Here is a 24,971-nt window from a genome sequence, read left to right on the forward strand (position 1 = left end):
CGATCATGCGGTCTGGCCATGACGCCTGCAATGCGGGCGGCCGCAGGACAGGCGCGCTTCTTGCAGGGCGCCGGCCATGGATGGCGTAAACACGGCCGCAGGCGTATGTTCGGCTTTCCCCAGCCGCCGCGAGGGATCCATGAAACTGCATGTCAACGGCAGCGAGCACGAGGTGGACGCCCCACCCGACATGCCCCTGCTCTGGGTCCTGCGCGACCTGATGCAACTCACCGGCACCAAGTTCGGTTGCGGCATCGCCCAATGCGGCGCCTGCACCGTGCACGTCGACGGCGCCCCGCGCCGCGCCTGCGTGACCCCGGTATCGACCGTGGAAGGCAAACAGATCCTCACCATCGAAGGTCTGTCGGCCGACGGCAGCCATCCGGTGCAGCGCGCCTGGGCCGAGCTGGACGTGGTCCAGTGCGGCTACTGCCAGTCCGGTCAGATCATGTCGGCGGCGGCCTTGCTGGCCAAGGTGCCCGCGCCCACCGACACCGATATCGATCAGGCCTTGTCCGGCAACATCTGTCGCTGCGGCACCTACCCGCGCATCCGCGCGGCGGTGAAGCGCGCGGCGGGGCTCGGCAAGGCCTGAGTCGCGCGCGCGGCCGCGCGGCCGCCGCGAGCTTCGTCATTCGCAACGGAGGTGTGCCGTGAACGCTGTGCCTCAGCCTTCCCGACGTCGATTCCTCAAGGCCGGTGCCGTCCTCGGCGGCGGGCTGGTGATCGGCTTCGTGGTCCCCGGCGCGCGCCGCTACGCGCTGGCCGCGCCGGCCGCCGCCAGCGCCGCCGCGCCGTTCGTGCCCAATGCCTTCCTGCGCATCGGCGAAGACGACAGCGTGACCGTGCTGATCGCGCATTCGGAGATGGGCCAGGGCGTGTGGACCGGCCTGGCCATGCTGGTCGCCGAGGAACTGGATGCGGACTGGTCCAAGATCCGCGTCGAACACGCGCCGGCCGCGCCGGCCTACGCGCACACCGCGTTCGGCCAGCAGATGACCGGCGGTTCCACCAGCACCTGGTCCGAATTCGACCGCTACCGCCAGGCCGGCGCGACCGCGCGCCAGCTGCTGGTGGCGGCGGCCGCGCAGCGCTTCGGCGTGGCCGAGGCGGACATCCGCACCGAGAACGGCGTGGTCGTGGCCGGCACGCAACGCGCGCGCTACGGCGAGCTCGCCGCCGATGCCGCGAAACTGCCGGCGCCGAAGGCCGCGCCGGTGCTCAAGGACGCCAAGGACTGGAAGATCATCGGCAAGCCGACCAAGCGCCTGGATTCGCCGGAGAAGATCACCGGGCGCGCGAAGTTCGGCATGGACGTGCAGTTCGACGGCCTGCTGACCGCGGTGGTCGCGCGCGCGCCGGTGTTCGGCGGCACCGTCAAATCCTTCGACGCCGCCGCGGCCAAGGCCGTGCCGGGCGTGCGCGACGTGGTTCAGGTGCCCAGCGGCGTGGCCGTGGTCGCCGATCATTACTGGGCCGCCAAGCAGGGCCGCGATGCGCTGAAAGTGGACTGGGACCTGGGCCCGAACGCGGGCCTGGACACGGTCAAGCTGCGCGAGGAGTTCCGCAAGCTCGCCGCCACCCCGGGCGCCGTCGCCGCGCAGGCCGGCGATGCCGCCGCCGCGCTGGCCAAGGCCGGCAAGACCCTGGACGCCGAGTACCACACGCCCTATCTCGCGCACGCGCCGATGGAGCCCCTGAACTGCACGGTCAAGATCGACGGCGACGGCTGCGAGATCTGGACCGGCACCCAGTTCCAGACCGGCGACCAGCATGCCGCCGCCGGCATCCTCGGCCTCAAGCCCGAACAGGTGCAGATCCACACCATGTTCCTGGGCGGCGGCTTCGGCCGGCGCGCCACCACCAACTCGGATTTCGTGTCCGAAGCGGTGCAGGTCGCCAAGGCCGCGGGCAAGCCGGTCAAGACGGTGTGGTCGCGCGAGGACGATGTGCGCGGCGGCTACTACCGGCCGATGTACCTGCAGCAGGCTCGCATCGCGGTCGACGCGCAGGGCTATCCGGTGGCCTGGCAGCATCGCCTGGTCGGCCAGTCCATCATCGGCGGCACGCCGTTCGAGGCGCTGATGGTCAAGAACGGCGTGGACGCGACCTCGGTGGAGGGCGTGTCCGATTCGCCGTACCTGAAGGACATCCCCGACCACCGCGTCGAACTGCATTCGCCCAAGACCGGCATCCCGGTGCTGTGGTGGCGTTCGGTCGGGCATAGCTACAACGCCTTCGTGATGGAAAGCCTGATCGACGAGCTCGCGCATGCGGCGAAAAAGGATCCGGTCGAATACCGGCGCGCGCTGCTCAAGTCGCATCCGCGTCATCTGGCCGCGCTGAACCTGGCCGCTGAGAAGGCCGGCTGGAGCACGCCGGCCGCGCAAGGGCGCGGGCGCGGCGTCGCCGTGCACGAATCCTTCGGCAGTTTCCTGGCCCAGATCGCCGAGGTCTCGGTGGAGAACGGCGCGATCCGCGTGCACCGGGTGGTGTGCGCGATCGACTGCGGCCTGGCGGTGAACCCGGAAGGCGTGCGCGCGCAGATGGAATCGGGCATCGCCTTCGGCCTGGGCGCGGCGCTGCACAGCGCGCTGAGTTTCCAGGACGGGCGCGTGCAGCAGTCCAACTATCACGACTACCAGGTGCTGCGCCTCAACGAGATGCCGCAGGTCGAGGTTCACATCGTGCCCAGCACCGAACGCATGGGCGGCGCCGGCGAACCGGGCACGGCGCCGATCGCGCCGGCGGTCGCCAACGCGGTGTTCGCCCTGACCGGGCAGCGCCTGCGCGAACTGCCGCTGCGGCTCAAGGCCTGAGGAGGACGACGACATGCGCATCCTGCTGATCTGCGGTGTGGTCCTCGCGCTCGCCGCCTGCGGTCCGCGCCCCAGCCCCGAGCAACGCGAAAAAGCGCTGGTCGCGTTCGCCACCGTGCAGAAGGTGTTCCAGCACCCGCGTTGCCAGAACTGCCACATCCCCGGCGATCAGCCGCTGCAGTTCGACAACGGCCAACCGCACGCGATGGGCGTGGTGCGCGGCCCCGAGGGCAAGGGCGCGGTCGGCCTGCCCTGCGCGACCTGTCACGGCGAGAAGAACCTGCCCGCCAGCTACGGCCCCAACGCGCCGCCGGGCGCGCCGCATTGGCAGCTGCCGCCGCCGGATCGCAAGATGGCCTGGATCGGCCTGCCGCCCAAGCAGCTGTGCGAAATGATCCAGGACCAGAAGCGCAACGGCGGCCGCGACTTCGCCGCTTTGCTCAAGCACGTCAGCGAGGACAAGCTGGTGCTATGGGGCTGGGAGCCCGGCGGCAACCGCCTGCCGGTGCCGGTGCCGCACGACGAGTTCGTCGCCCAGTTCAAACTCTGGGCCGATGCGGGCGGTCCCTGTCCGGCGGCGTAGCGAACCGGCTGCGGGAGCACCTTTGCTCCCTGTGGGAGCGGCGTAAGCCGCGATGGAAGCAACGCGGCGACGCAATCGCAGCGACTATCGGACTGAACTGCAAATGAGGCCCGCGTCTCACGACGCGGGCCTCGCCGTATCAGCGCGCAGGCGTCGCCTTCTGAACCGCCTCCTCATCCCGATGCAACCACCGATACAACACCGGCAACACCAGCAAGGTCAGCAGCGTCGAAGACACGATGCCGCCGATCACCACCGTCGCCAGCGGCCGCTGCACTTCCGAACCGGCGCCGACGTTGAAGGCCATCGGCAGGAAACCCAGCGAGGCCACCAGTGCCGTCATCAGCACCGGACGCAAGCGTCCCAAGGCGCCGTCGACGATGGCGTCGTCGAGGCGGTCGCCCTGCTCGCGCAGCTTGCGGATGAAGGCGATCATCACCAGGCCGTTGAGCACCGCCACGCCCGATAGCGCGATGAAGCCCACGCCGGCGGAGATCGACAGCGGTATCCCGCGCAGCGCCAACGCGATCACGCCGCCGGTCAGCGCCAACGGCACGCCGCTGAACACGATGGCCGCGTCCTTGGCCGAGCCGAAGGCCCAGAACAGCAGGGCGAAAATGATCGCCAGCGTCACCGGCACCACGATCGCCAGGCGCTGGCTGGCCGATATCAACTGCTCGAAGGTGCCGCCGTAGTCGATCCAGTAGCCGGTCGGCAGCTCGACCTGGGTCGCCACGCGTTGGCGCAGGTCGCCGACGAAGCCGCCCAGGTCGCGGCCGCGCACGTTGGCGGTGATCACCACGCGGCGCTTGCCGTTTTCGCGATTGATCTGGTTCGGCCCCAGGGTGGTCTCGATCTTCGCCACCTCGCGCAGCGGCACCGTCTGCGGCGCGCCGGACATCCACGCGGCGGCGCGGCTGGACTCGTCGACGTTGTCGTTGCCGGCCAACGGGATGGGCAGGTCCTGCAGAGCCGCCGGATCCTGGCGCAGACGCTCGGGCAGGCGAACCACGATGTCGAAGCGGCGATCGCCTTCGAACAGCTGGCCGGCCACTTCGCCGCCCACCGCCGTCGCCACCGTGTCCTGCACCGCGCCGGGATTGAGGCCGTAACGCACCAGCGCCTGCCGGTCCGGCACGATCGTCAGCAAGGGCAAGCCGGTCGCCTGTTCCAGCTTGACGTCGGCGGCGCCGGGCACCGCTTTGGCTACCTCCTCGATGCGCCGGCCGACTTCGACCAAGCGATCCAGGTCGTCGCCGTAGAGTTTGATCGCCACGTCGGCGCGCACGCCCGAGATCAGCTCGTTCATGCGCATCTGGATCGGCTGGGTGAACTCGTAGTTGTTGCCCGGCAATTGCTTGACCGCCGCTTCGATCTCGGCGACCAGCTGCGCCTTGGATTTGCGCGGGTTCGGCCATTGCTCGCGCGGCTTGAGCATCAGGAAGGTGTCGGCGACCGAGGGCGGCATCGGGTCGGTCGCGACCTCGGCGGTGCCGAGTTTTCCGAACACGCGCTCCACCTCCGGGAACTGCTTGATGCGCGCTTCCAGGGTGGCCTGCATCTTGATCGCCTGCTCCAGGCTGGTGCCCGGAATGCGCATCGCATGCATGGCGATGTCGCCCTCGTCCAGGCTGGGAATGAACTCCGAGCCCAATCGCGTCGCCAGCAAGCCGCACAAGGCGATGCCGGCCAGCGCGCCGCCGATCACCCAGGCGCGGCGACGCAAGGCCCAGGCCAGTGCGGGTTCGTAGGCCTGGCGCGACCAGCGCATCAGCCGGGTTTCCTTTTCCTCGACGCGGCCGCGCAGGAACAGGGCGATGGACGCGGGCACGAAGGTCAGGCACAGCAGCATCGCGCCGGTCAGCGCCAGCACCACGGTGATGGCCATCGGGTGGAACATTTTCCCCTCGACGCCGGTGAGAGCGAAGATCGGCAAATACACCGCGGTGATGATGCCCAGGCCGAACAGGCTGGGACGGATCACCTCGGCGGTCGCCGACGCGGTCGTATCCAGCCGTTCCTCGTCGCTGAGCGGGCGTTGCAGCGCATGCTGCAGTTCGCCGAAGCGGCGCAGGCAGTTCTCGATGATGATGACCGCGCCATCCACGATCAGGCCGAAGTCGAGCGCGCCCAGGCTCATCAGATTGCCCGACACGCCGCCGCGGACCATGCCGGTCATCGTGAACAGCATCGCCAAGGGGATGACCGCGGCGGTGATCAAGGCCGCGCGGAAATTGCCCAGCAACAGGAACAACACCACGATCACCAGCAAGGCGCCTTCGATCAGGTTCTTGGCCACCGTCTTGATGGTGCGATCGACCAGCGCGGTGCGGTCGTACACCGGCGCGGCCGACACGCCGGCCGGCAGGCTTTTGTTGGCCACGGCCAGTTTTTCGGCGGCGGCCTGCGCCACTTCGCGGCTGTTGGCGCCGATCAGCATGAACGCCGTGCCCAGCACCACCTCGCGGCCGTTCTGGGTCGCCGCGCCGTTGCGCAGCTCCGGGCCTTCGCCGACCTCGGCCACGTCGCGCACGCGGATCGGCACGCCGTCGCGACGGTCCAGCACGATGTCGCGGATCGCATCGAGATCGGCGACCTGGCCCGGCGCGCGCACCAGGAACTGTTGGCCGTTGCGTTCGATGTAGCCGGCGCCGACGTTCTGATTGTTGGCCGCGACGGCCGCGACCACGTCGTGCAGGGTGAATCCCAGCGCCACCAGCCGCGCCGGGTCGGGCGTGATGTGGATCTGGCGGGCGTAGCCGCCGATGGTGTTGACCTCGGTCACGCCGGGCGTATTGCGCAACTGCGGCCGCACCACCCAGTCCTGCAAGGTGCGCAGGTCGGTCGCGGTCCAGGGCGTGCCGTCCTTCTTGCGCGCATCGGGCTTGGCATCGACCGTGTACATGAAGATCTCGCCCATGCCGGTGGCGACGGGGCCCATCTGCGGCTCCAGTTCGGCCGGCAGCTGCGATTTCACCTGCTGGATGCGCTCGGCGACCTGTTGGCGTGCGAAGAACAGGTCGGTGCCGTCCTTGAACACCACCGTGACCTGCGACAGGCCGTAGCGGGAAATCGAGCGCGTGTAGTCCAGGCCCGGCAGTCCGGCCAGCGTGGTTTCGATGGGGAAGGTCACCCGCTGTTCGGATTCCAGCGGCGAGTAACCGGGTGTCTCGGTGTTGATCTGCACCTGGACGTTGGTGATGTCGGGCGTGGCGTCGATCGGCAGCTTGGTGAAGCTCCAGACGCCCACGCCGATCAGCGCCGACGTCAGCGCGATCATCAGCCATCGGTGCGCGATGGCGAAGCGAATGATTTTCTCGAGCATGAGTGTTTCCTCGGTATTCGGGTGGGCCGCGCATCGCGAACGACGCGGCGGCGTGCGCCGGACCGCTGGCCGACAGGCCTGGCGGACCGTTGCGCCCTCAGTGGTCGTGGGAAGCGCCGGACTTCTCGATGTCCGCCTTCACCACGTAGCTCTGCTCGACCACCACCTGATCGCCGGCTTTCAGCCCCGAAAGCACCTCCACCCGTTGCGCGTCGCGCTTGCCCAGTTCGACCGGCCGCACTTCGTAGACGTCGCCGTGGCGGATGAACACCGCATCCCAATCGCGGAAGGTCTGCAGCGCCGCCAGCGGCACCACCAGCTGGGCCGGCTGGCGCTCCACCGTGATGCGCGCCTTGACCGCCGAACCCGGCCGCCACAGGCCGTCGGCGTTGGCGATGGTCGCGCGCGCCACGGTGCTCTGGCTGGCGGTGGCGGTGCCGGGCAGCACGCGTTCCAGCGTGGTGTCGGCGGTGACGCCGTCGCTCATGCGGGTCACGGTAACCGGCACGCCGGCCTGGATGTGTTGGGCATCGGCGCCGAACACGTGCAGGTCGACCCACAGCGAAGACAGGTCGGCGACTTCGAACAGCGCCGCGCCTTCGCCGGCCACCGAGCCGACCGCGGCGTTGCGCGCGAGCACCACGCCGGCGATCGGCGAGGCGACGGTGTAGGTGGTCAGGCTCAGGTTGCTTTCGATGCTGGCCAGCGGCTGGCCGGCGCGTACCTGGTCGCCGACGTTCGCGTTCAAGCGCCGCACCGGGCCGGGGAAGCGCGCCGCCACCTTGGCGACCCGCCCTTCGACCGGAGTGAGCAGGCCTTGGACTTCGTGCTCATCGGCGATCACCCCGGCCGCGGCCGGCGCGACGCGGATGCCGGCGTCGTGCGCGACCTTGGCCGCGATCTGGGTCCGCCCCTCGTAACTGGGATAGGCCCAACGCAAGGCCGTGCCGGCGATGCGGGCCGTCACTTCGACGTCGAACGAATGCGGTTCGCCGACGACGCTGGCGGCCATCAGGCTGCCGTCCGCCTGGGGCTTCAAGGCATGAGTCTCGGCGACGCCGCCCAGACGCTTGAGCCGGACCTCGACGCTGCCGGCGGACGCCGACAGCGGCTTGCCGTCGCGGTATAGCCAGGCCTGGTACTTCGGCGGCGTGCCGTCCTCGGCGATCGCCAACTCCACGGCATAGCCGTTGCTTTCCAGCACGCGGCCGCCGTGCTCGCCCTTGCGCGGCGCTTCGGCCTCGGCATGCGCGTCGCCTTCCTCGTGGGCGTGCTCGGCTTGCGCGGACGGATCGCCGCCGCAGGCGGCCAGCAGCAGGGTCAAGGCCAATGCGGCGCTGAAGTGAGAGATCTTCACGGGGCGGTTCCTTGTGCGGTGGAGGCGGCCGGAGCGGCGACGAAGGCCTCGCCGGTGAGCCTCTGGATTTCGATCAGGGCGCGCTGCGCTTCGAGCGCGGCCTCCAATTGCTGCTTGCGCCCATTGGTGCGCTCGGACTGCAGCTGCGCCCATTCGAGGTAGCTGATGGCGCCTGCGCGGTAAGCGCGTTCGGCCGCGGCTTCGGCGCGCGCGAGCTTGGGCAGCACGTCGTCGTTGAGGCGTCGCACCTCGAGCGCGGCGACCTGGTAGCGGCCGTGCGCATCGGCCAGGGTCGAATACAGCGACATGCCCTGGGCTTCGCGTTCGATCCCCAGCATCGCCAGCTCGGCTTCGGCGGCGCGGATATCGGGAGCGGCGCGACGCGACGCCCCCAGGGGCAGGGCCACGCTGCCCAGCAGCGCCTGGTCGCCGGTCTCCTGCAGGCGACGCAGGCCGAACTGCCACTCCAGATCCGGCGTCGCCTGGGTGCGCGCGAGCTGCAGCCGCGCCTCGCGGATGCGGCCCTCGTCGGCGAAGCGCGCGATCTCCGGGCTGCGCTGCAGCAGCTCGGCGAGCGCGTCGAAGTCCTGGATCGCCGGCAGCGTCAGAGGATCGCCGGCGGCGGCAGCGAAGCCCGGATCGCGCTCGCCCCACAGCGCCGCCAGGTGCCGGCGCGCGGCGAGCCGACGCTGCGAGGCGCGTTCGCGCTCGAGTTCGGCGCGCGCCAGCGCCGCCTGCGCGGTCAGCACCACCGATTCCGGCGAGGCGCCGGCCTGCAGGCGCTGGCGCGCCGCGGCGACGGTCCGTTGGCGCTGGCCGATGTCGAGTTCGGCGATCGCGTGTTGGCGCTGCGCGGCGACGATATTCAGGTAGCGGCGCGCCGCTTCGGCCAACAGATCCAGGCGCCGGCTTTCGCGTTCGACGGCGAGCGCGTCGATGCGGCTTTGCGCGAGCGTGCGTCGCGCGTCGAGCTTGCCGCCGCGTTCGAACACCGAGGCCAGGGTCAGCGACAACTCGGCGCCGCGCAGGCCGCTGAGCTCGCCGCTGCCGAACGCGTTCTCCAGCGTCGCGCCGGCGGTCAGCGCCGGGCGTTGGCCGGCGCGGTCGAGTTCGGCCGCGAGCGCGTCGCGGCGGCCGCCGAACAGGCGCAGGTCGGGGTGGGTGGCGTCGATGCGCGCGAGCGCATCGTCGAGGGTGAACGCCGCCGCGCCGGCGGGTGCGGCGGCAGGTGCGGCGACTGAAGCAGGGGGCGACGATTGCGCTTGTGCCGGAAAGCACAGCGCAGCCGCCAGGACGGCCGAAGCCGCTGGACGCAACCACATGGGGACGTACTCCGAATCGGGACAGGAAGGTGCGGCCGGCACAGCCGGCGTAAACCTCAGCCCGCGATCGGGGGACGGAACGGTACCGGCTGCGGTGCCGGTACGAAGGCGAACGCGCGCGGCGGCATCGGCGCGCGCGCGTCGGGCGCGAGCATGCGCAATTCGTAGCGCGGCAGCATCGCGGCCTGTTGGCCGCAGCAGTGGCTCAAGTGCCAGCGGTTGTCGTTGTCGTCGCCGGCGCCGGGCTTGCCCGGCGGATGGTCGTGGCCGTGCTCGCCCAGGTTGGATTCGCTCTGGGCGTCGAGCGCCGCGATCTCGCGCGCTTCCTCGGCGAAGGCCAGCGCGGGCCGGACCACGGCCATCGTCATGAGCAGGCCGAAGACCAGGCAGCGCAGGATCGAGGACAGGGGCGGCAGGCCGGACATGAGCGCTAGGGTACGGGCCCGGTGCGGCGATACACAATTGCGCCGACCCGGCACAGTGCGTGCCGCACGGCCGTCACATGCGCTGGCCAGACTGCGCGCCTCGTCTACAGGGGGCGTGCCATGAAGTGGGTTCGGAGCTGTGCGGTCGTCGCCGCGCTGGCGTGCCTGGCCGCATGCGGCGGCGAACGGCCACCGCAGAGCCTGCAGGCCTCCTCGTCGCTGGAGGTGGCGCCGGCGCGCCCGGCCCTGGCCAGCCTGGATGCGCAGCGTTTGCGCACGCTGGCCGCGCAGGCCCTGCGCAGCCAGCGCATGTACGCGCCGGCCGGCGACAACGCGGTCGAGTACTACCTGGCCTTGCGCGACAAACAGCCCGGCGAGGCCGCCGTCGCCAGCGCCTTGCAGGAGCTGCAGCCCTACGTGCTGATCGCCGGCGAGCAAGCCCTGGCCGGCGGCGAGCTGAACGAAGCGCAACGCATGCTGGATCTGCTGGCACGCGTGGACGCGCAGGCGCCCGCGCTGCCGCGCCTGCGCGAGAGCCTGCTGGCGGCGCGCGCCGCGCAAGTCGAACAGATCCAGCGCATGGACGCGCAGCAGGCCGAGCAACTGCGGCTGGCGCAACAGCGCGCGCTCGTATCGGCGAACCCGGTCAAACCGCCGCCGTCCGCGTCCGCATCCACGCCTGCACCCGCGCCCGTTGCGCCGCCGCCCGTGGCGACGCCGAGCGCGGCCGCAGCGCAGATCGCCGCCGCCGAACCGATCGCCATCGCGCCGCTGACGCCGCCCGCTGCGCGCAATGCCGCGCCCGCCACGCGCCCGTTGCCGCGCCTGATCAGCGATTCCGCGCCGCGCTATCCGCTCAGCGCGCTCAATCGACGCATCGAGGGCAGCGTGCAGATCGCCTTCGTGATCCAGCCCGACGGCAGCGTGACCGCGGTGCGCCTGCTGTCGTCGACGCCGCCGGGCGTGTTCGACGAAGCCGCGTTGGCCGCGGTTTCGCGCTGGCGCTTCGAGGCCGGCGGCGAGCGCGTACCGACCAGCCGCACCCTGAGCTTCCGCCTGCCCAAGGGCTGAGCCGGCGCCGTGACGCCGGTGCTGGCGGCTCGCCGGGGCGGCAGCGCACAATGCGGCGATGACTACCGCCACCGCCCCCCTGCTGGACACCGTCGAACACGAAACCGGCCCGGCGCCGGCCTGGACCGTGCTGTGGTTGCACGGGCTGGGCGCCGACGGCAACGATTTCGCACCCATCGTGCCCGAGCTGCTGCGCCCCGACTGGCCGGCGCTGCGCTTCGTGTTCCCGCACGCGCCGGTGCGCGCGGTCACCATCAACAACGGCGTGCGCATGCGCGCCTGGTACGACATCCGCGATTTCAGCGATCTCAACCACCGCGCCGACGAAACCGGCGTCGACGAATCGGTGGCCCAGATCGAGGCCCTGATCGCGCGCGAGGCCGAGCGCGGCGTGCCGGCGTCGCGGGTGCTGCTGGCCGGCTTCTCGCAAGGCGGCGCGGTGGCCCTGGCCGCGGGCCTGCGCCGCGTGCAGCCGCTGGCCGGTCTGATCGCGCTGTCGACCTATCTGCCGATGCCCGATCGCCTGGCGCGCGAGACCCAGGACGCGGCGCGTTCGCAGCCGCTGTTCATGGCCCACGGCAGCTACGACCCGGTGGTGCCCTTCGCCGCCGGCGAAGTCAGCGCCGCGCGCCTGCGTACGCTCGGCCTGAGCCCGGACTGGCACGCCTATCCGATGGCCCACCAGGTCTGCCTGGAGGAAATCCGCGACCTCGGCGACTGGATGTCGCGGCGCTTCGCGGCCTGAACATGAGCGCCTCCGGCAGCGAGCGCGAACCCTGGCTGCCGGACCTGTGCCGCCTGCCGCGGCTGGTGGTGATGCTGAGCATGGCCGAGCTGATCGTGGTCGTGCTGGCGCTGGCGCCCGACGGCGGCGCGCCCTGGGATTGGCAGCGCTTCGTCTCCGGCAGCACCTTCGCGTTGTGGCTGGCGCTGACCGTGTCGGTGCTGCTGTGCGTGTCGCGCGAACGCCTGCTGCGTCTGCCGGCCAGCCTGGGCGGCGTGATCGCGACCGCGGCGGCGGCGCTGCTGGGCGCCACCTTCGCCGCGATCACCCATTCGATCGACCACGCCGTCGGCGCCAGCCTAGTGCCGCCCGGGGTGACGCTGGCGCGTTTCAGCCTGGGCACCGCGGCGGTGACCATGCTCGCGGTCGGCGTGGTGCTGCGCTATCTCTACGTCAACGACGGCTGGAAGGCGCAGGTGCGCGCCAGCGCGCGCGCCGAGGTCGACGCGCTGCAGGCGCGGATCAAGCCGCATTTCCTCTTCAACAGCATGAACACCATCGCCGGCCTGGTGCGCAGCGACCCGGTGGTGGCCGAGCGCGCGGTGCTGGACCTGTCGGACCTGTTCCGCGCCGCGCTCGGCGCCGGCGAGTCCGACTCCAGCCTGGCCGAGGAGGTCGAGCTGGCCGAGCGCTACCTGGCGATCGAGCAACTGCGCCTGGGCGACCGGCTGCGGGTGGAGTGGCGCAAGCACGAGCCGCTGCCCTGGACCCTGCCGATGCCGCGCCTGGTCCTGCAGCCGCTGGTCGAGAACGCGGTCCTGCACGGCATCTCGCGCCTGTCCGGCGGCGGCACCCTGGAAATCGAGCTGGCCGTCAGCGGGCCGATGCTGGCCCTGCGGGTGCGCAATCCGGCCCCGGCGCCGACCGAAGGCCCCGGCAACGGCACCCGCCACGCCCAGCGCAGCATCGGCCAGCGCCTGCGCTACGCCTATGGCCCGCAGGCACGGATGACCGCGGGCTGGGCCGAGGACTACTATCTGTGCGAACTGCACGTGCCGACTGGGGTGGAGGCGCTGTACCGATGAAGGGCGCAATGAGGATAGTCATTGCCGACGACGAGCCGCTGGCGCGCGAGCGCCTGCGCGCGCTGCTGGCCGAGCAACACGGCGTCGAGGTCGTGGCCGAAGCGGCCGACGGCCAGCACGCCCTGCACGCCTGCGCCGAACATCAGCCGGATCTGGTGCTGCTGGACATCGCCATGCCCGGCATCGACGGCCTGGAGGCGGCGCGCCATCTGGCCGCGTTCGAGCCGCGCCCGGCGGTGGTGTTCTGCACCGCCTACGACGCGCACGCGCTGTCGGCCTTCGAGGCCGAGGCGATCGACTACCTGGTCAAGCCGGTGCGCGCCGAACGCCTGAGCGCCGCACTGGAGCGCGTGCGCACCTTCGCCGCCGGCCGCGAGCGCGGCGGCGAGGTCGCGCCGGGCCAGCGCCGCACCCACCTGTGCGCACGCCTGCGCGGCAGCCTGCGCCTGATCCCGATCGAGGACGTGCACTACCTGCATGCCGAAGAGAAGTACGTGATCGTCCACCACGCGCGCGGCGAGGACCTGATCGAGGAATCGCTGAAGTCGCTGGAAGACGAGTTCGGCGAGCGCTTCGTGCGCATCCACCGCAACTGCCTGGTCGCCCGCCACGAGATCGTCGAACTCAAGCGCTGCCCCGACGGCCACGTCCAGGCGGTGCTGCGCCACGGCAAGCAGCCGCTGGAAGTCAGCCGGCGCTGCGTGTCGGCGCTGCGGGAGACGTTGAAGCATCTGTAAGGGGCGGCGCCTGGGTGTGTAGCGGGCGCTCCGATGAGGGTCGCGGGAATTCGCGACTCAAACGCCGCCCGTGGCTCCGGCAGCCGTTCGTGGTGAGCCCGTCGAGCCATGAGCGGCGGGTCTGCGCTGCTGCAAAGCAAATCCCCCTTAATCCCCCTTTTTCAAAGGGGGAGGTCAAGCAGGGCTGCTTCGAGTGCTGTTCGTGGTGAGCCCGGAGAACCATGAGCGGCGGGCCTGCGCCGTTGCAAAGCAAATCCCCCTCAATCCCCCTTTTTCAAAGGGGGAGGCGCATACGTTGATGGTGGATGGCGCCGCCTTCTCCCTGCTTTTGCGGTTCCCCCCTTTGAAAAAGGGGGGCTAGGGGGGGATTTGCTTCTAAAATTCCCCCATGACCCGTCTCCGCATCGCCACCCGTAAAAGCCCGCTCGCCCTGTGGCAGACCGAGCACGTCGCCGCCCGCCTGCGCGCCGCCCACCCCGGACTGGAGGTGGTGCTGGTGCCGATGAGCACCCGCGGCGACGAGGTGCTGGACCGCTCGCTGGCCGCGATCGGCGGCAAGGGCCTGTTCCTGAAGGAGCTGGAAGTGGCGATGCAACGGGGCGAAGCCGATTGCGCCGTGCATTCGCTCAAGGACGTGCCGATGGAACTGGAGCCGGGTTTCGCCCTGCCCGCGATCCTGGAGCGCGCCGACTACGCCGACGCCTTCGTCAGCCCGCATTACCCGCATATCGGCGCCCTGCCGCAGGGCGCGCGCGTGGGCACGTCCTCGCTGCGCCGCCAGACCCAGCTGCGCGCGCTGCGCCCGGATTTGCAACTGCTGGACCTGCGCGGCAACGTCAATACCCGCCTGGCCAAGCTGGACGCCGGCGAGTACGACGCGATCGTGCTCGCGGTCGCCGGCCTGGAACGCCTGGGCTTGGGCGCGCGCGTGCGCGAACGCCTGCAGGCGCCGCAGTGGCTGCCGGCGCCGGCGCAGGGCGCGATCGCGATCGAATGCCACAGCGACCATCTGGCCACGCGCGCCTTGTGCGCCGCGCTGGATCATGCCGACACCCGCACCTGCGTCGAGGCCGAGCGTGCCATGAACCGCGCCCTGCACGGCAGCTGCCACGTGCCGGTGGCGGCGCACGCGCGCCTGGACGGCGAGCACCTGCGCCTGGACGGCCTGGTCGGCGCCGCCGACGGCCGGCAGGTGCGCGCTCACGGCGAAGGCCGCGGCGACGCCCCCGAATGCCTGGGTCTGGAAGTCGCGCAAGCCCTGCTCGCGCAAGGCGCCGGCGATTTCATAAAAGCGGTGATTCGGGATTAGGGATTCGGGATTCGTAGAGCGGGTGGATTGGGCTTATTACCGAATCTCCAATCTCCAATGCCGAATCCCGGCCTCAAAACCGCCGCCGCAGCTCGATCGAACTTTCCGCCGATTCGCTGCCGCCGCCGCCGTTGGAATCGTGGCGTATCGCGAAATCGGTCTCCAGCGTCCAATCCGGCCACAACGCCACGTCCAGCCGCACCGACTGCTTGACGAAGGTGTCGCCGCGTCCGCTCTCGACGAACACGCGCTGGGTCCAACGCGCGCGATCGCCGATCTTCTGCCCGAAGTTGAGTTCGCCGCGCATCACCGCGCCCGGGCGGTTGATGCCGTCGTCGTACAGCGGCGCCAGCCGATAGCCGGCGCCGAACTGCAGGCCGAGCTGGGTCGGACCGTCGCGCAGCACCTGCAGGCCATACCGGGTGCCGATGCGGAAATCGTTGGAATAAGCGCCGCGGCTTTCGCGCGCGGCGGCCGGTGCGCTCAGGCCGATGTAGCGCTGCGAACCCGGCAGGCGCAGCGGTCGGCGCGATGGGGTCGCGGGCGCGGCGAGATCGCGCGCCTGCGACGGCGGTGGCGCCAACGCCAGCCGCCATTCCTCGTCGCCGCAGCGTGTCGAAAAGCAGTACAGCCGCATCTGCGCCGGATCGCTCGCGAGCGCCATCAGCGTGGGGTCGCCGGAGACCGGCAGGGTCGGCAATGTGAGGAGGGGGCCGCCCAACAGGGCGAGCCCGAACAAGCCGGACATCGTCGTGAACAGGGCCAAATAGGTGCCAAGATGATGCCATGGAAACGATTACAGTCCCAAGACCCCGGCTGAACCGCCGTCGCGACCGCGTCGGAACGCGGTCGCAGCCTCAGTAATACAGCGTGACCAGGTGCCGGGCCTGGGCGAAGAACAGCCAGCGTTCGACCAGCGCGCCCAGCAGCGCGGCGGCCGCCGCCAGCGGGAACGCGAGCCAGGCCGCGCCCGGCCACAGCCACACCAGCAGCGCCAGCAGCAGCGGCACGGCCGCGAACGCGAGCACCGCGATCAGGCGCAGCTTGCGCGCGTGCTTGCGCGCGAGCACGTAGCCCATTTCGCGGGTCAGATAGTTGTCTTCGGTATGCGGACGCTCGAACACGCTGAGCTCGCGGCCGGGCAGGCCGACCGCATCGGCGCGAGTGACGGTGAGCGGGGTGGTGTCGATCGCGCGCCAGTAGCGCAGCTTCATCGCGGCCGTCGTCAGCGCCAGCACGCCCAGGGCCAGCGCGAGATAGCGCAGGGTCGGCGCGGGCAGGCCGTAGCGAGTGGTGGCGACGGCCAGGCTCGCGAGCAGGGCCCAGCCGGTGAGCAGGGCGAAGCCGAGATAGACCGGCACCACTAGGCGATGGCGCCAGGCCGGAATCGGCGGCAGCGAGGCGTAGATCATCGCCGTGCAGACCACGGTCAGCAGCGCCAGCAGGGCCAGCGCCGCGCCGGCCACACGTCCCCAGCTCGCCAACCGCGCGAGCGCGTCGGCATCGCCGCCCGCGGCGTTCCACACCAGCGCCGCCAACGCCAGCGCGGGCAGGAAGGTCGCCAGCGACAGCACGCCTTCGCGCGACAGCCATGACGTGCGCCACTGCGAGAACGCGCGCCAGGCGCGCAGCGGCTTGCCCAGGTGGAAGGTGGACGCGAGCAGGCCGATTACGCTGAGCAGCAAACCCAGCGCCAGCGTCAGCAGCGCCAGCGTCGTGATCGAACCGGCGCCGGCTTCGCCATAGGACAGCGCCTGCAGGCGCGAGCTCGCGATCAGGGCGCCCAGCCAGGCGAGCAGCCCATAGCCCGCGCCGGACAAGGTGGTGAACAGGATGACCGAGAAGGCGGGATGCATCAGTGGACCGGCGTTCGGCGGAACGATTGGGTGGGAAGTAAGGCCGGCGACGGGCGCGCGCGACCGTTCGTACCGACGAGCGCGCGGCGGGGCATCGGCCTCATCGAGACAACACTCTGTCCAGCCAACGCAGCATCGGCGGCAGCGCGGCGGCGTCGAGTGTTTCCTCGGGCGCTGTCGGCATGGCGGCGGTTTCGCCCGCGCGCCGTGGCCGCGGCGGCAGATACTGGTTGGTCGGCTTGTAGCCCAGTTCCGGCATCAGGTCGACGCCGCCGCGCGCGGCGACCAATTGCGAGACCTTGGAGTCCGGATCGCCGAGGTCGCCGAAGTGGCGCGCGCGGGTCGGGCAGGCCTGCACGCAGGCCGGTTGGCGCTCGGCTTCTTCCAGGTGTTCGTTGTAGATGCGGTCGATGCACAGCGTGCATTTCTTCATCACGCCTTCGACCGGGCTGTACTCGCGCGCGCCGTAGGGGCAGGCCCAGGAGCACAGCTTGCAGCCGATGCACTTGTCCTCGTCGACCAGCACGATGCCGTCCTCGGCGCGCTTGTAGCTGGCGCCGGTCGGGCACACGGTCACGCAGGCCGGGGTTTCGCAGTGCAGGCAGGAGCGTGGGAAGTGCAGGGTCATCGCCGGCTGCGGGGCCACCGCCTCGGCGCCGCCACCACAGCCGCCCGATGCCGGCTCCGCCGCCACCTCGTAACTGTGCACGCGGTTGAACCACACCCCGGTGGGGTCCTTGCCGTAGGGCTGCTCGTCGGTCAGCGGGCCGGCGAAGCCGCCCGCGTTCCATTCCTTGCAGCTCACCGCGCAGGCATGGCAGCCCACGCAGGTGTCCAGGTCGATCACCAGACCCATCTTCTTCTTGCCCGGCGGCGGCAGGGCGGTCACCGCTTGCGCCCCGTGCTGATCAGCCACACGCCCAACGCGAACAGCGCGATGCCGAAGCTCACGCTGGGCAGCAGGCCCATCAGCACCGGCGTCAGCGAATCGTGGCCGGCGACGCTGCCGACCGGGTCGAAGATGCCGGCGCCGATCAGGACCACCAGCGCGAAGCTCAGCGCCACGCAGCACCAGCCGACCAGCATGCGGAAGGATCGTTTCATCGGGACGCCTTGTTGCGGAATTCCGCGCCGTAGCGCAGCGGTCGGTTGTCGGCCTCGCCCAGCGCCAGCGGCTGGAATTGCGGCGCGCTCTCGCCGACGGGCTCGACGCGTTCGATGCGCACGCGCAGGTCGAACCACGCCGCCTGGCCGGTGACCGGGTCGGCGTTGGCGTAGTCGCCGCGCGGGGTGATGTCGGAAATCAGATGGTTGAGCAGGAAACCCTTGCGGCCTTCGGGCGCGTCCTTGGCCAGGCGCCAGGCACCCTTGCGCTTGCCGATCGCGTTCCAGGTCCAGACCGTGTCGGGCTGCACGTTGCCGGCGAACTTCGCCTGCACCGTGATCCGCCCGTGGTGCGACTCCACCGCGATCCAGTCCTCGTCGGCGATGCCGTGGCGCGCGCCGGTGTCCGGATGCAGGTAGAGATAATTGCGCGCGGTGATCTGGCGCAACCAGGCGTTCTGCGAACCCCAGGCGTGGTACATGAACATCGGCCGCTGGGTGACCGCGCTGAGCGGATAGCGGCTGGCCGAATCGGCGACCTGCGCGCCCTCGAAGGGCTCGTACCAGATCGGCAGCGGGTCGAAGTAGGTCGCCACGCGCTCGCGGTGCTGCTCGGGCGGCTGGCGTTCGCCGTGGCCCTGCGCGGCCAGGCGGAACTTCTGCAGGGTCTCGGAGTAAAGCTGCAGCACGATCGGGTCGGCATGGCCGATGAAGCCCATCTTCTGCGCCCAGTCCAGATAACCGCGGTTGGCCATTTTGAAATAGCGCGCGTGCTCCGGAATCGGGCTGCGCCAGAAACCGCCGTGCTCGATGTAGCGGTCCAGCTGCTGCGAATTCGGCGGACCCTTGGCTTCGAGATCGCCGTGCTCGCCGCGCCAGCCCGCGAGCAGGCCGACGCCAGGCGCGCGCTCGTGGCGCACGATGTAATCGGCGTAGTCGCGATAGCGCGGGCTGCCGTCCTCGTGCACCAGCCCGGGCAGGCCCAGGCGCGCGCCCAGATCGATCAGCACCGACTGGAAGCCGCGCACGTCGCGGCCCTCGCGCTGTTCCTTGGCATCGACCACCGGATGACGGATCGCGTCGATCGCGCTGTCGGCGTCGGAGATCGGGCGATCGAGCATGCTGATCGCGTCGAACCGCTCCAGATAGGTCGTGTCCGGCAACACCAGGTCGGCGTAGGCGACCATTTCCGAGGCGTAGGCATCGGCGTAGATGATGTGCGGGATGCGGTACTCGCCGCTGTCGTCCTTGTCGGTGAGCCAGCCTATGGTCTCGGAGGTGTTCATCGCCGAGTTCCAGCTCATGTTGGCCATGAACATCATCAGGGTGTCGATCTTGTAGGGATCGCCGGCCCAGGCGTTGCGGATCACGCTGTGCATCATGCCGTGCGCGGACAGCGGGTAGGCCCAGGAGAACGCGTGGTCGATGCGGCGCGGTTGGCCGTGTTCGTCGACCACCAGGTCCTCGGGCGCATGCACGAAACCCAGCGGCGCGGCATCGAGCACGCCGTTGGCCTGGCGCAGCTTGCCGGGCCGGTTCGGCGGCGCGATCGGCTTCGGGAACGGCGGCTGGTAGCGGAACGAGCCCGGCGTATCCACCGCGCCCAGCAGCATCTGCAGCAGGTGCAGGGCGCGGCAGGTGTGGAAGCCGTTGCTGTGCGCGCTGATGCCGCGCATGGCGTGCATGCTGACCGGGCGCCCGACCATTTCGCTGTGCTCGCGGCCGTGGGCGTCGGTCCAGGCGATCGGCAGGGTCAGCGGGTGATCGAACGCGGCTTCGGCGAGCTCGCGCGCGATGCGGCGGATGGTATCGGCCGGAATGCCGCAGCGTTCGCTGACCGCATCGGGCGCGTATTGCGGGTCGAGATAGCGCTCGGCGATCAGATGGAACACCGGACGCGCGCGGCGGCCGTCGGGCAGGGTGTATTCGCCGACGACGGCGGGCGAGATGCCGATGGCGTCGGCGCGCAGCGCGCGGCCCTCACCCTGTCCCTCTCCCGCAGGCGGGAGAGGGGATCCTTCGGCGGTATGCGTTGCGCCGTGAACAATGCCGGCTTCGGCCGCGCGCGTGGCGGCCGTGTGCGGCGTATCGGCTCCCTCTCCCGCTTGCGGGAGAGGGCCGGGGTGAGGGTCGCGCACCCAGCACAAGGGATGCCCTTCGCCGTCGCGCGCGAACAAACCGTCGTCCGCGCCGCCCGGATTATCGATCACCAGCCAATGCGCATTCGCATAACGCACCAGGTAGTCCAGATCGATGCGGTCGGCCTTGAGCAGTTCGTGGATCAGCGCGAACGCGAACAGGCCGTCGGTGCCGGGGCGGATCCCGATCCACTCGTCGGCGATCGCGCCGTAGCCGCTGCGCACCGGATTGACCGCGACGATCTTGGCCCCGTGCGCCTTCAACTTGCCCAGGCCCAGCTTGATCGGATTGGAGTCGTGGTCTTCGGCCACGCCCCACAGCATCAGATAGCGCGAATGCTCCCAGTCGGGTTCGCCGAATTCCCAGAACGAACCGCCCAGGGTGTACAAGCCGCCAGCGGCCATGTTGACCGAGCAGAAACCGCCGTGAGCGGCGTAGTTGACCGTGCCGAACTGCTGCGCCCACCAGCCGGTCAGCGCCTGCGACTGATCGCGGCCGGTGAAGAAAGCCAACTCGTCGGGGTTGCGCTCGCGGATCGGCGCCAACCAGTCGGTCGCGATCCGCAGCGCCTCGTCCCACTCGATTTCCTTGAACTCGCCGCGTCCGCGCTCGCCCACGCGCAACAAGGGCTTGTCCAGCCGTGCCGGCGAGTAGTGCTGCATGATCCCGGCCGAGCCCTTGGCGCAGAGCACGCCCTGGTTGACCGGATGTTCGGGATTGCCCTGGATGTAGCGGATCTTGCCGTCGGCCAACCACACCTTGATGCCGCAACGGCAGGCGCACATGTAGCAGGTCGTGGTCTTGACCTCGTCGCCAGGCGACGGCGACAGGTTCAGAACTGGCTCTTTGGGAGCGGGCGCGGGCATGCGCGCATTGTGCCTGCGCGCGCCGATTCCGGCGAGCGCGCGCTCAGGGGCGGCAGTAGCGGCGCTCGTAGTCGACCGCGCGCTCCAGGGCGGCGCGATCGCCGCCGACCGCGAGCGCGGCGATGTCCTTGCGGTTGTCCGGGCACGGCGAACTGCGTCCGCCGAACAGGCTGCCGACCTTCTCGATCACCGACGCGGCGCTGATCGGCTCGCGCATCGGCACGCCCAGGGTCGCGCCAGCGCCGGGCAGGCGCGGGCTGCGGCTGGCGAATGCGTCGGCCTGCGGTTCCAGCCCAGGCGGCGTGCGCTCGCGCAGGCGGCCCGCCTGTTGTACATAGACGGCCGACAGCGGGCGGCCGGCCAAAGGTTCCGGCGTGGCGACCACCGTCGGCGTCGCCGCGGGCGCAGGCCGGGCGCGTGTCGGTCGCGGTGCGGGCGCGGCCGTGGACGTGGGTGCGGCCGTGGGTGCGACGCGCGCGCTGGACGCAGCAGGGGGCCGCGCGCGGGTATCGCGCGGCGGGCTCACGAACACCACCTGCAAGGCCTCGTCCTCGCGCGCGCTCGCGGCGGGCGCATCGAGACGCAGGAAGCGGTTGAGCGCCAGGGCCATCAGCAGATGCGCCGCGATCACGATCGAGCCGATCCAGATCTGCTCGACCCACCACGTCCGTGTCCGCATCGTCGGCTTCCGTTCCGGGGCGACGCATCTTGCGTGCGCGCCGGTTAAACGCTCGTTAGCCGCGATGCCGCGCCCGCTGCGTCTATTTCGGAACCTCGACCTTGATGCCGGGATCGTCGAAACGCGAATAGCGAATGGTGGTGACCACCGGCTTGCCGCGCAGCTGCGCGCTGGTCACGATCTGCAGCGGATAGCCGTTGCCGGCCACCCACAGGGTCATGCTGCTCGCCTGCGGCTGGGTATGGTCGACGCGATACTTGCGCGTCGCCACCCCGCCCAGGCTTTCGCTGCCCAGCGCGGTCACGCTCATGGTCTTGGCGTTCTCGGCCAGGCGCGCCGGATCGCGCCATTGCGAGAGCGTGCCCTTGGGCAGCGGCACCTTCATGCTGCGGCCGCCCACGTTCAGGTACATGGTGTCGCCGACGATGGTCTGCTCGCCCATGCCGGCCATGCGCATGCGATAGCGGCCGGGTGCGACGTAGTCGATGTCGTTGCTCATCGGGCGCTCGCCGGTCGAACTCATGCTGGCGTGGAAGCTGCGCGCGGCCAGAAATTTGTCGATCGAGGCCGTCACCTCCTCGCGCGGGCCGGCCCAGACCGCCGCCGGCGACAGCGTTACAGCCAAGCACAGCAAGCTTCTTGCGCACCCGATCACGTTCATGGCCCATCCGGCAGTAGCGGCCGTGCATCGGCCGATGCCATGCTTAACGCGGGAATCGCCCCCGACCAGCCAGACACGGCCGCCGAATCGCCATGGAACGCATCGAACGCATCCACGCCCTGCACCGCATCCTGACCGCCGCTCGCTATCCGGTGACCGTGCAGCGCCTGCAGGAGGACCTGGAATGCTCGCGCGCCACGGTCTATCGCGACCTGGCCTATCTGCGCGACTACCTGATGGCGCCGGTAGTCGGCAACGGCGAGGCCGGCTTCCGCTACGACAGCAGCGAAGGCGACCGCTTCGAACTGCCGGGCCTGTGGCTGAGTTCGGAGGAGCTGCACTCGCTGCTGGCCGCGCAGCAGCTGTTGCTGCGCAGCGGCGGCGGCGTGCTGTCGAACGCGCTCGCGCCCCTGCAGCACCGCATCGAGAAGCTGCTGGACGAACACGCCGGTGGCCGCCGGGTGCCGGTGGAGCGCGTGCGGGTGATTCCGCACCGCACCCGCCGCCTGGACGAGACCGCGTTCCGCAACGTCGCCACCGCGGTGCTGGACCGCAAGGTGCTGAGCTTCGAATACCGCGCGCGCTCCACCGACGAGCGCACCCGCCGCAACGTGTCGCCGCAGCGCCTGACCCATTACCGCGAAAACTGGTACCTGGACGCCTGGGACCACGAACGCGACGCGCTGCGCAGCTTCTCGGTCGACCGCATCAGCGGCGCGCGGATCGGCGAAAACGAGGCGCGCGACGTGCCCGACGAGGAGCTCGACCGCCACCTCGCCTCCAGCTACGGCATCTTCTCCGGCACCCCCAAGGGCTGGGCGACCATCGTGTTCAGCGCCAAGGCCGCGCGCTGGGTCGCCGACGAGCACTGGCATTCGCAGCAGCAGGGCCGCTTCCTGCCCGACGGCCGCTACGAACTCAAGCTGCCCTACAGCGCCGGCCGCGAGCTGCTGATGGATGTGATGCATTACGGCAGCGAAGCCGAAATCGTCGAGCCGACGGTGCTGCGCGAACAAGCCAAGAGCATGCTGTCGCTGGCGCTGGCCAACTACGACCGCTGATGGCAGGCGCCGACGCTCCGCGCATCCGCAGCGACGAGCAGGTCGCGCTGGTGCTGGGCGCGGGCGGCGCGCGCGGCCTGGCCCAGATCGGCGTGATCGAGGCGCTGCAGGCGCGCTCGATCGACATCGTCGCGGTCGCCGGCTCCTCCAGTGGCGCCCTGGTCGGCGGCCTGTACGCGGCCGGCAAGCTCGACGCCTATCGCGACTGGCTGTACGGCCTCAGCCGCACCGACATGCTGCGCCTGCTGGACCCCGCGCTGGGCCAGGCCTCGCTGTTCCGCGGCGAGCGCCTGATGCAGGCATTGCGCGAACTGGCCGGCGAGCCGCGCATCGAGGATCTGCCGATCGCGTTCACCGCGGTCGCGGTGGACCTGATGCGCCAACGCGAAGTCTGGCTGCGCGAGGGCGATCTGTGGGACGCGGTGCGCGCCTCGATCGCGATCCCCGGCGTGTTCACCCCTCACGAAGTGCATGGCCGCGAGCTGGTCGATGGCGGCCTGCTGGCGCCGCTGCCGATCGCCGCGACGCGGCTGTCCGACGCCCATCGCCTGATCGCGGTGGACATGCACGGCTGGCCGCAGCGTCCGCCCGGCACGCCGGCGCGGCGCGACGGCGGCGACGACAGCGCCCGCCAGGCCGATGAGGCCGAGGCCCAGGCCGTGCACACCCGCAGCGCGCGCCTGTGGCGCTGGTTCGGCCAGCGCTGGCGCCGCGAGAACGCGGCCTCGGCGCCGGTCGCGGACGCGGCCGGCCATGAGCTGGGTTTCAGCGAACTGATGGCGCGCTCGTTGGACACCATGCAGGCCCAGATCGCGCGCGTGCACCTGGCCCTGGACCCGCCCGAGCTGGTGATCCGCATTCCGCGCGACGCCTGCCAGTTTTACGAGTTCTGGCGCGCGCGCGAACTGATCGCACTGGGCCGCGCGGAAGCCGACAAAGCCCTGGACGCGGCCGGCTACTAGCGAAACCCCGGCCTTGGCCGTGGGGTCAGAGCGGCGTAAGCCGCGGCCGCGATTTCCACCTGCGGCGAACTTGCAACCAGCGCCGTAGTTCCGGGTCGCGGCTTACGCCGCTCCTACCCCAAAGCCGCGTCAAGCGCGGCCGTAGGATGCGGTGAGCCACAGGCGAACCGCATCGCCGCGCCATCCGCGCGCCGGCGCCGGCCCCAGCGCCGCGAACGCCGCCTCAACCCCCTCGCACCCGATCGAATCGAGGGTCGCAGCCTCTGAGACGGCCCCGTCCCAAGGTGGCTCCATCGGGTCGCCAGGCCCGGTCCCGCCACCCGGAGCCCTCGCCATGCGCCAGTCCGTCGCCCGTCTCGATTCCTCCCGTTCCGCCGTCGACCCGATCGACCCGCGCGTCGAACAGGCCCTGCGCTACATCGTCGCCATCGGCGCGGTCCTGGTGTTGCTGCTGCCGGCCGCGCGCGCCAGCAGCGCCCAGATCGGCTGGCTACCGCTGTGGCTGCTGGCGATGCCGCTGACCGCCTGGTGGGCGCTGCACCGTTTCCGCCTGCCGTGGCGCGCGCAGGACCAGGCCGCCGCGGTCCCCGTGCGCCGCCGCCGGCCGGGTGCCCAGGCCCGGCGCCGCGCCCGCCCGCTCGCGCGCGCCGCTGCCGCGCGCGCGGCCTGAAGCGCTCCGGCGCGAAGCGCCGCAACGCGCAAAGTCGCGCCCCGGCGCGCGCGAGGGGGATGGGATTTGCGCCGAAAACGCCGCGGAAACCGCCATAACGCGAGCGCGGCACACCCTCCCCACATGACTTCGGGCACGGCGGGGCCCGTCGGGCCCTGTGCTAGCGTTCGGCCTTTCCCTGTATTCGCGGAGCGCCGATGTCCACGCTGTCCAAGG

22 protein-coding genes are annotated in these 24,971 nt (G+C 70.6%); 11 read left to right on the forward strand and 11 right to left on the reverse strand.

Annotated elements, in window-relative coordinates; genetic code table 11:
- Positions 1–139 precede the first annotated feature (139 nt).
- Genes ASE35_RS08535 through ASE35_RS08545 form a run of 3 tightly spaced genes read left to right on the forward strand, consistent with a single transcriptional unit; the run spans position 140 to position 3,402 of the window.
- On the forward strand, positions 140–595 hold the full coding sequence (locus tag ASE35_RS08535) for a (2Fe-2S)-binding protein (RefSeq protein ID WP_056178173.1): 456 nt from the start codon (positions 140–142) through the stop codon (positions 593–595).
- A 58-nt stretch (positions 596–653) separates the two neighbouring features.
- Entirely contained in the window at positions 654–2,819 is a 2,166-nt protein-coding gene (locus ASE35_RS08540; protein ID WP_057163579.1) for a xanthine dehydrogenase family protein molybdopterin-binding subunit, read from the forward strand.
- A gap of 13 nt (positions 2,820–2,832) precedes the next feature.
- Positions 2,833–3,402, forward strand: a complete 570-nt coding sequence (locus ASE35_RS08545) for a hypothetical protein (protein WP_056178176.1) — start codon at positions 2,833–2,835, stop codon at positions 3,400–3,402.
- Positions 3,403–3,541: 139 nt separating this feature from the next.
- On the opposite strand, the gene ASE35_RS08550 is transcribed toward ASE35_RS08545, so the two are convergent.
- The 4 genes from ASE35_RS08550 to ASE35_RS08565 all read right to left on the reverse strand — a co-directional run bounded on the left by ASE35_RS08550 (position 3,542) and on the right by ASE35_RS08565 (position 9,831).
- Positions 3,542–6,727, reverse strand: coding sequence for a CusA/CzcA family heavy metal efflux RND transporter (locus ASE35_RS08550; RefSeq protein WP_057163580.1), 3,186 nt, complete (start codon positions 6,725–6,727; stop codon positions 3,542–3,544).
- Between the two features lie 97 nt (positions 6,728–6,824).
- A complete protein-coding gene (locus ASE35_RS08555) occupies positions 6,825–8,084 on the reverse strand; it encodes an efflux RND transporter periplasmic adaptor subunit (RefSeq protein ID WP_157489364.1) in 1,260 nt (419 codons plus the stop codon).
- Positions 8,081–9,406, reverse strand: coding sequence for a TolC family protein (locus tag ASE35_RS08560; RefSeq protein WP_057163581.1), 1,326 nt, complete (start codon positions 9,404–9,406; stop codon positions 8,081–8,083). The genes ASE35_RS08555 and ASE35_RS08560 overlap by 4 nt, the downstream gene beginning before the upstream one ends.
- Before the next feature lie 56 nt (positions 9,407–9,462).
- Positions 9,463–9,831 carry a hypothetical protein gene (locus tag ASE35_RS08565; RefSeq protein WP_057163582.1) on the reverse strand — a complete coding sequence of 123 codons (369 nt, stop codon included), beginning with the start codon at positions 9,829–9,831 and terminating at the stop codon, positions 9,463–9,465.
- A 120-nt stretch (positions 9,832–9,951) separates the two neighbouring features.
- Here ASE35_RS08565 and ASE35_RS08570 point away from each other — a divergent pair, with 120 nt between their 5' ends.
- The 5 genes from ASE35_RS08570 (at position 9,952) to hemC (ending at position 14,757) form a co-directional block, all read left to right on the forward strand.
- Complete coding sequence (locus ASE35_RS08570) at positions 9,952–10,902, forward strand: energy transducer TonB (protein WP_057163583.1); 951 nt, start codon at positions 9,952–9,954, stop codon at positions 10,900–10,902.
- Positions 10,903–10,960: 58 nt separating this feature from the next.
- Positions 10,961–11,647, forward strand: a complete 687-nt coding sequence (locus tag ASE35_RS08575) for a carboxylesterase (RefSeq protein ID WP_157489365.1) — start codon at positions 10,961–10,963, stop codon at positions 11,645–11,647.
- 2 nt (positions 11,648–11,649) lie between these two features.
- Positions 11,650–12,711: a histidine kinase gene (locus ASE35_RS08580; protein ID WP_057163584.1), complete on the forward strand. Its 1,062-nt coding sequence runs from the start codon at positions 11,650–11,652 to the stop codon at positions 12,709–12,711.
- 8 nt (positions 12,712–12,719) lie between these two features.
- The gene (locus tag ASE35_RS08585; protein WP_056178191.1) at positions 12,720–13,448 is read left to right on the forward strand and encodes a LytTR family DNA-binding domain-containing protein; all 729 of its coding nucleotides are present in this window, start codon (positions 12,720–12,722) and stop codon (positions 13,446–13,448) included.
- Between the two features lie 388 nt (positions 13,449–13,836).
- The gene (gene hemC, locus ASE35_RS08590; RefSeq protein WP_056178193.1) at positions 13,837–14,757 is read left to right on the forward strand and encodes a hydroxymethylbilane synthase; all 921 of its coding nucleotides are present in this window, start codon (positions 13,837–13,839) and stop codon (positions 14,755–14,757) included.
- 73 nt (positions 14,758–14,830) lie between these two features.
- On the opposite strand, the gene ASE35_RS08595 is transcribed toward hemC, so the two are convergent.
- From ASE35_RS08595 to ASE35_RS08625, 7 genes are all read right to left on the reverse strand, one after another.
- Positions 14,831–15,505 carry a DUF481 domain-containing protein gene (locus tag ASE35_RS08595; protein WP_057160260.1) on the reverse strand — a complete coding sequence of 225 codons (675 nt, stop codon included), beginning with the start codon at positions 15,503–15,505 and terminating at the stop codon, positions 14,831–14,833.
- A gap of 109 nt (positions 15,506–15,614) precedes the next feature.
- A complete protein-coding gene (locus tag ASE35_RS08600) occupies positions 15,615–16,613 on the reverse strand; it encodes a DmsC/YnfH family molybdoenzyme membrane anchor subunit (protein ID WP_057163585.1) in 999 nt (332 codons plus the stop codon).
- Positions 16,614–16,713: 100 nt separating this feature from the next.
- A complete protein-coding gene (locus ASE35_RS08605) occupies positions 16,714–17,502 on the reverse strand; it encodes a 4Fe-4S dicluster domain-containing protein (protein ID WP_057163586.1) in 789 nt (262 codons plus the stop codon).
- Positions 17,499–17,717 (reverse strand): hypothetical protein, encoded by a 219-nt coding sequence (locus tag ASE35_RS08610; RefSeq protein ID WP_157489366.1) that lies wholly within the window; start codon positions 17,715–17,717, stop codon positions 17,499–17,501. Before ASE35_RS08610 ends, ASE35_RS08605 begins: the two co-directional genes overlap by 4 nt.
- The gene (locus ASE35_RS08615; protein ID WP_057163587.1) at positions 17,714–20,722 is read right to left on the reverse strand and encodes a molybdopterin oxidoreductase family protein; all 3,009 of its coding nucleotides are present in this window, start codon (positions 20,720–20,722) and stop codon (positions 17,714–17,716) included. The genes ASE35_RS08610 and ASE35_RS08615 overlap by 4 nt, the downstream gene beginning before the upstream one ends.
- Before the next feature lie 43 nt (positions 20,723–20,765).
- Positions 20,766–21,401, reverse strand: a complete 636-nt coding sequence (locus tag ASE35_RS08620; protein WP_057163588.1) for a hypothetical protein — start codon at positions 21,399–21,401, stop codon at positions 20,766–20,768.
- Positions 21,402–21,483: 82 nt separating this feature from the next.
- A complete protein-coding gene (locus ASE35_RS08625) occupies positions 21,484–22,062 on the reverse strand; it encodes a hypothetical protein (protein ID WP_157489367.1) in 579 nt (192 codons plus the stop codon).
- Positions 22,063–22,154: 92 nt separating this feature from the next.
- On the opposite strand from ASE35_RS08625, the gene ASE35_RS08630 reads away from it, so the two are divergent.
- From ASE35_RS08630 to ASE35_RS08645, 3 genes are all read left to right on the forward strand, one after another.
- Entirely contained in the window at positions 22,155–23,123 is a 969-nt protein-coding gene (locus ASE35_RS08630; RefSeq protein ID WP_057163589.1) for a YafY family protein, read from the forward strand.
- Positions 23,123–24,085: a patatin-like phospholipase family protein gene (locus ASE35_RS08635; protein ID WP_057160265.1), complete on the forward strand. Its 963-nt coding sequence runs from the start codon at positions 23,123–23,125 to the stop codon at positions 24,083–24,085. The genes ASE35_RS08630 and ASE35_RS08635 overlap by 1 nt, the downstream gene beginning before the upstream one ends.
- Positions 24,086–24,419: 334 nt before the next feature.
- The gene (locus tag ASE35_RS08645; protein ID WP_057163591.1) at positions 24,420–24,755 is read left to right on the forward strand and encodes a hypothetical protein; all 336 of its coding nucleotides are present in this window, start codon (positions 24,420–24,422) and stop codon (positions 24,753–24,755) included.
- Positions 24,756–24,971 lie beyond the last annotated feature (216 nt).

The organism is Lysobacter sp. Root916 (assembly GCF_001429785.1).
Lineage (GTDB): Bacteria > Pseudomonadota > Gammaproteobacteria > Xanthomonadales > Xanthomonadaceae > Lysobacter.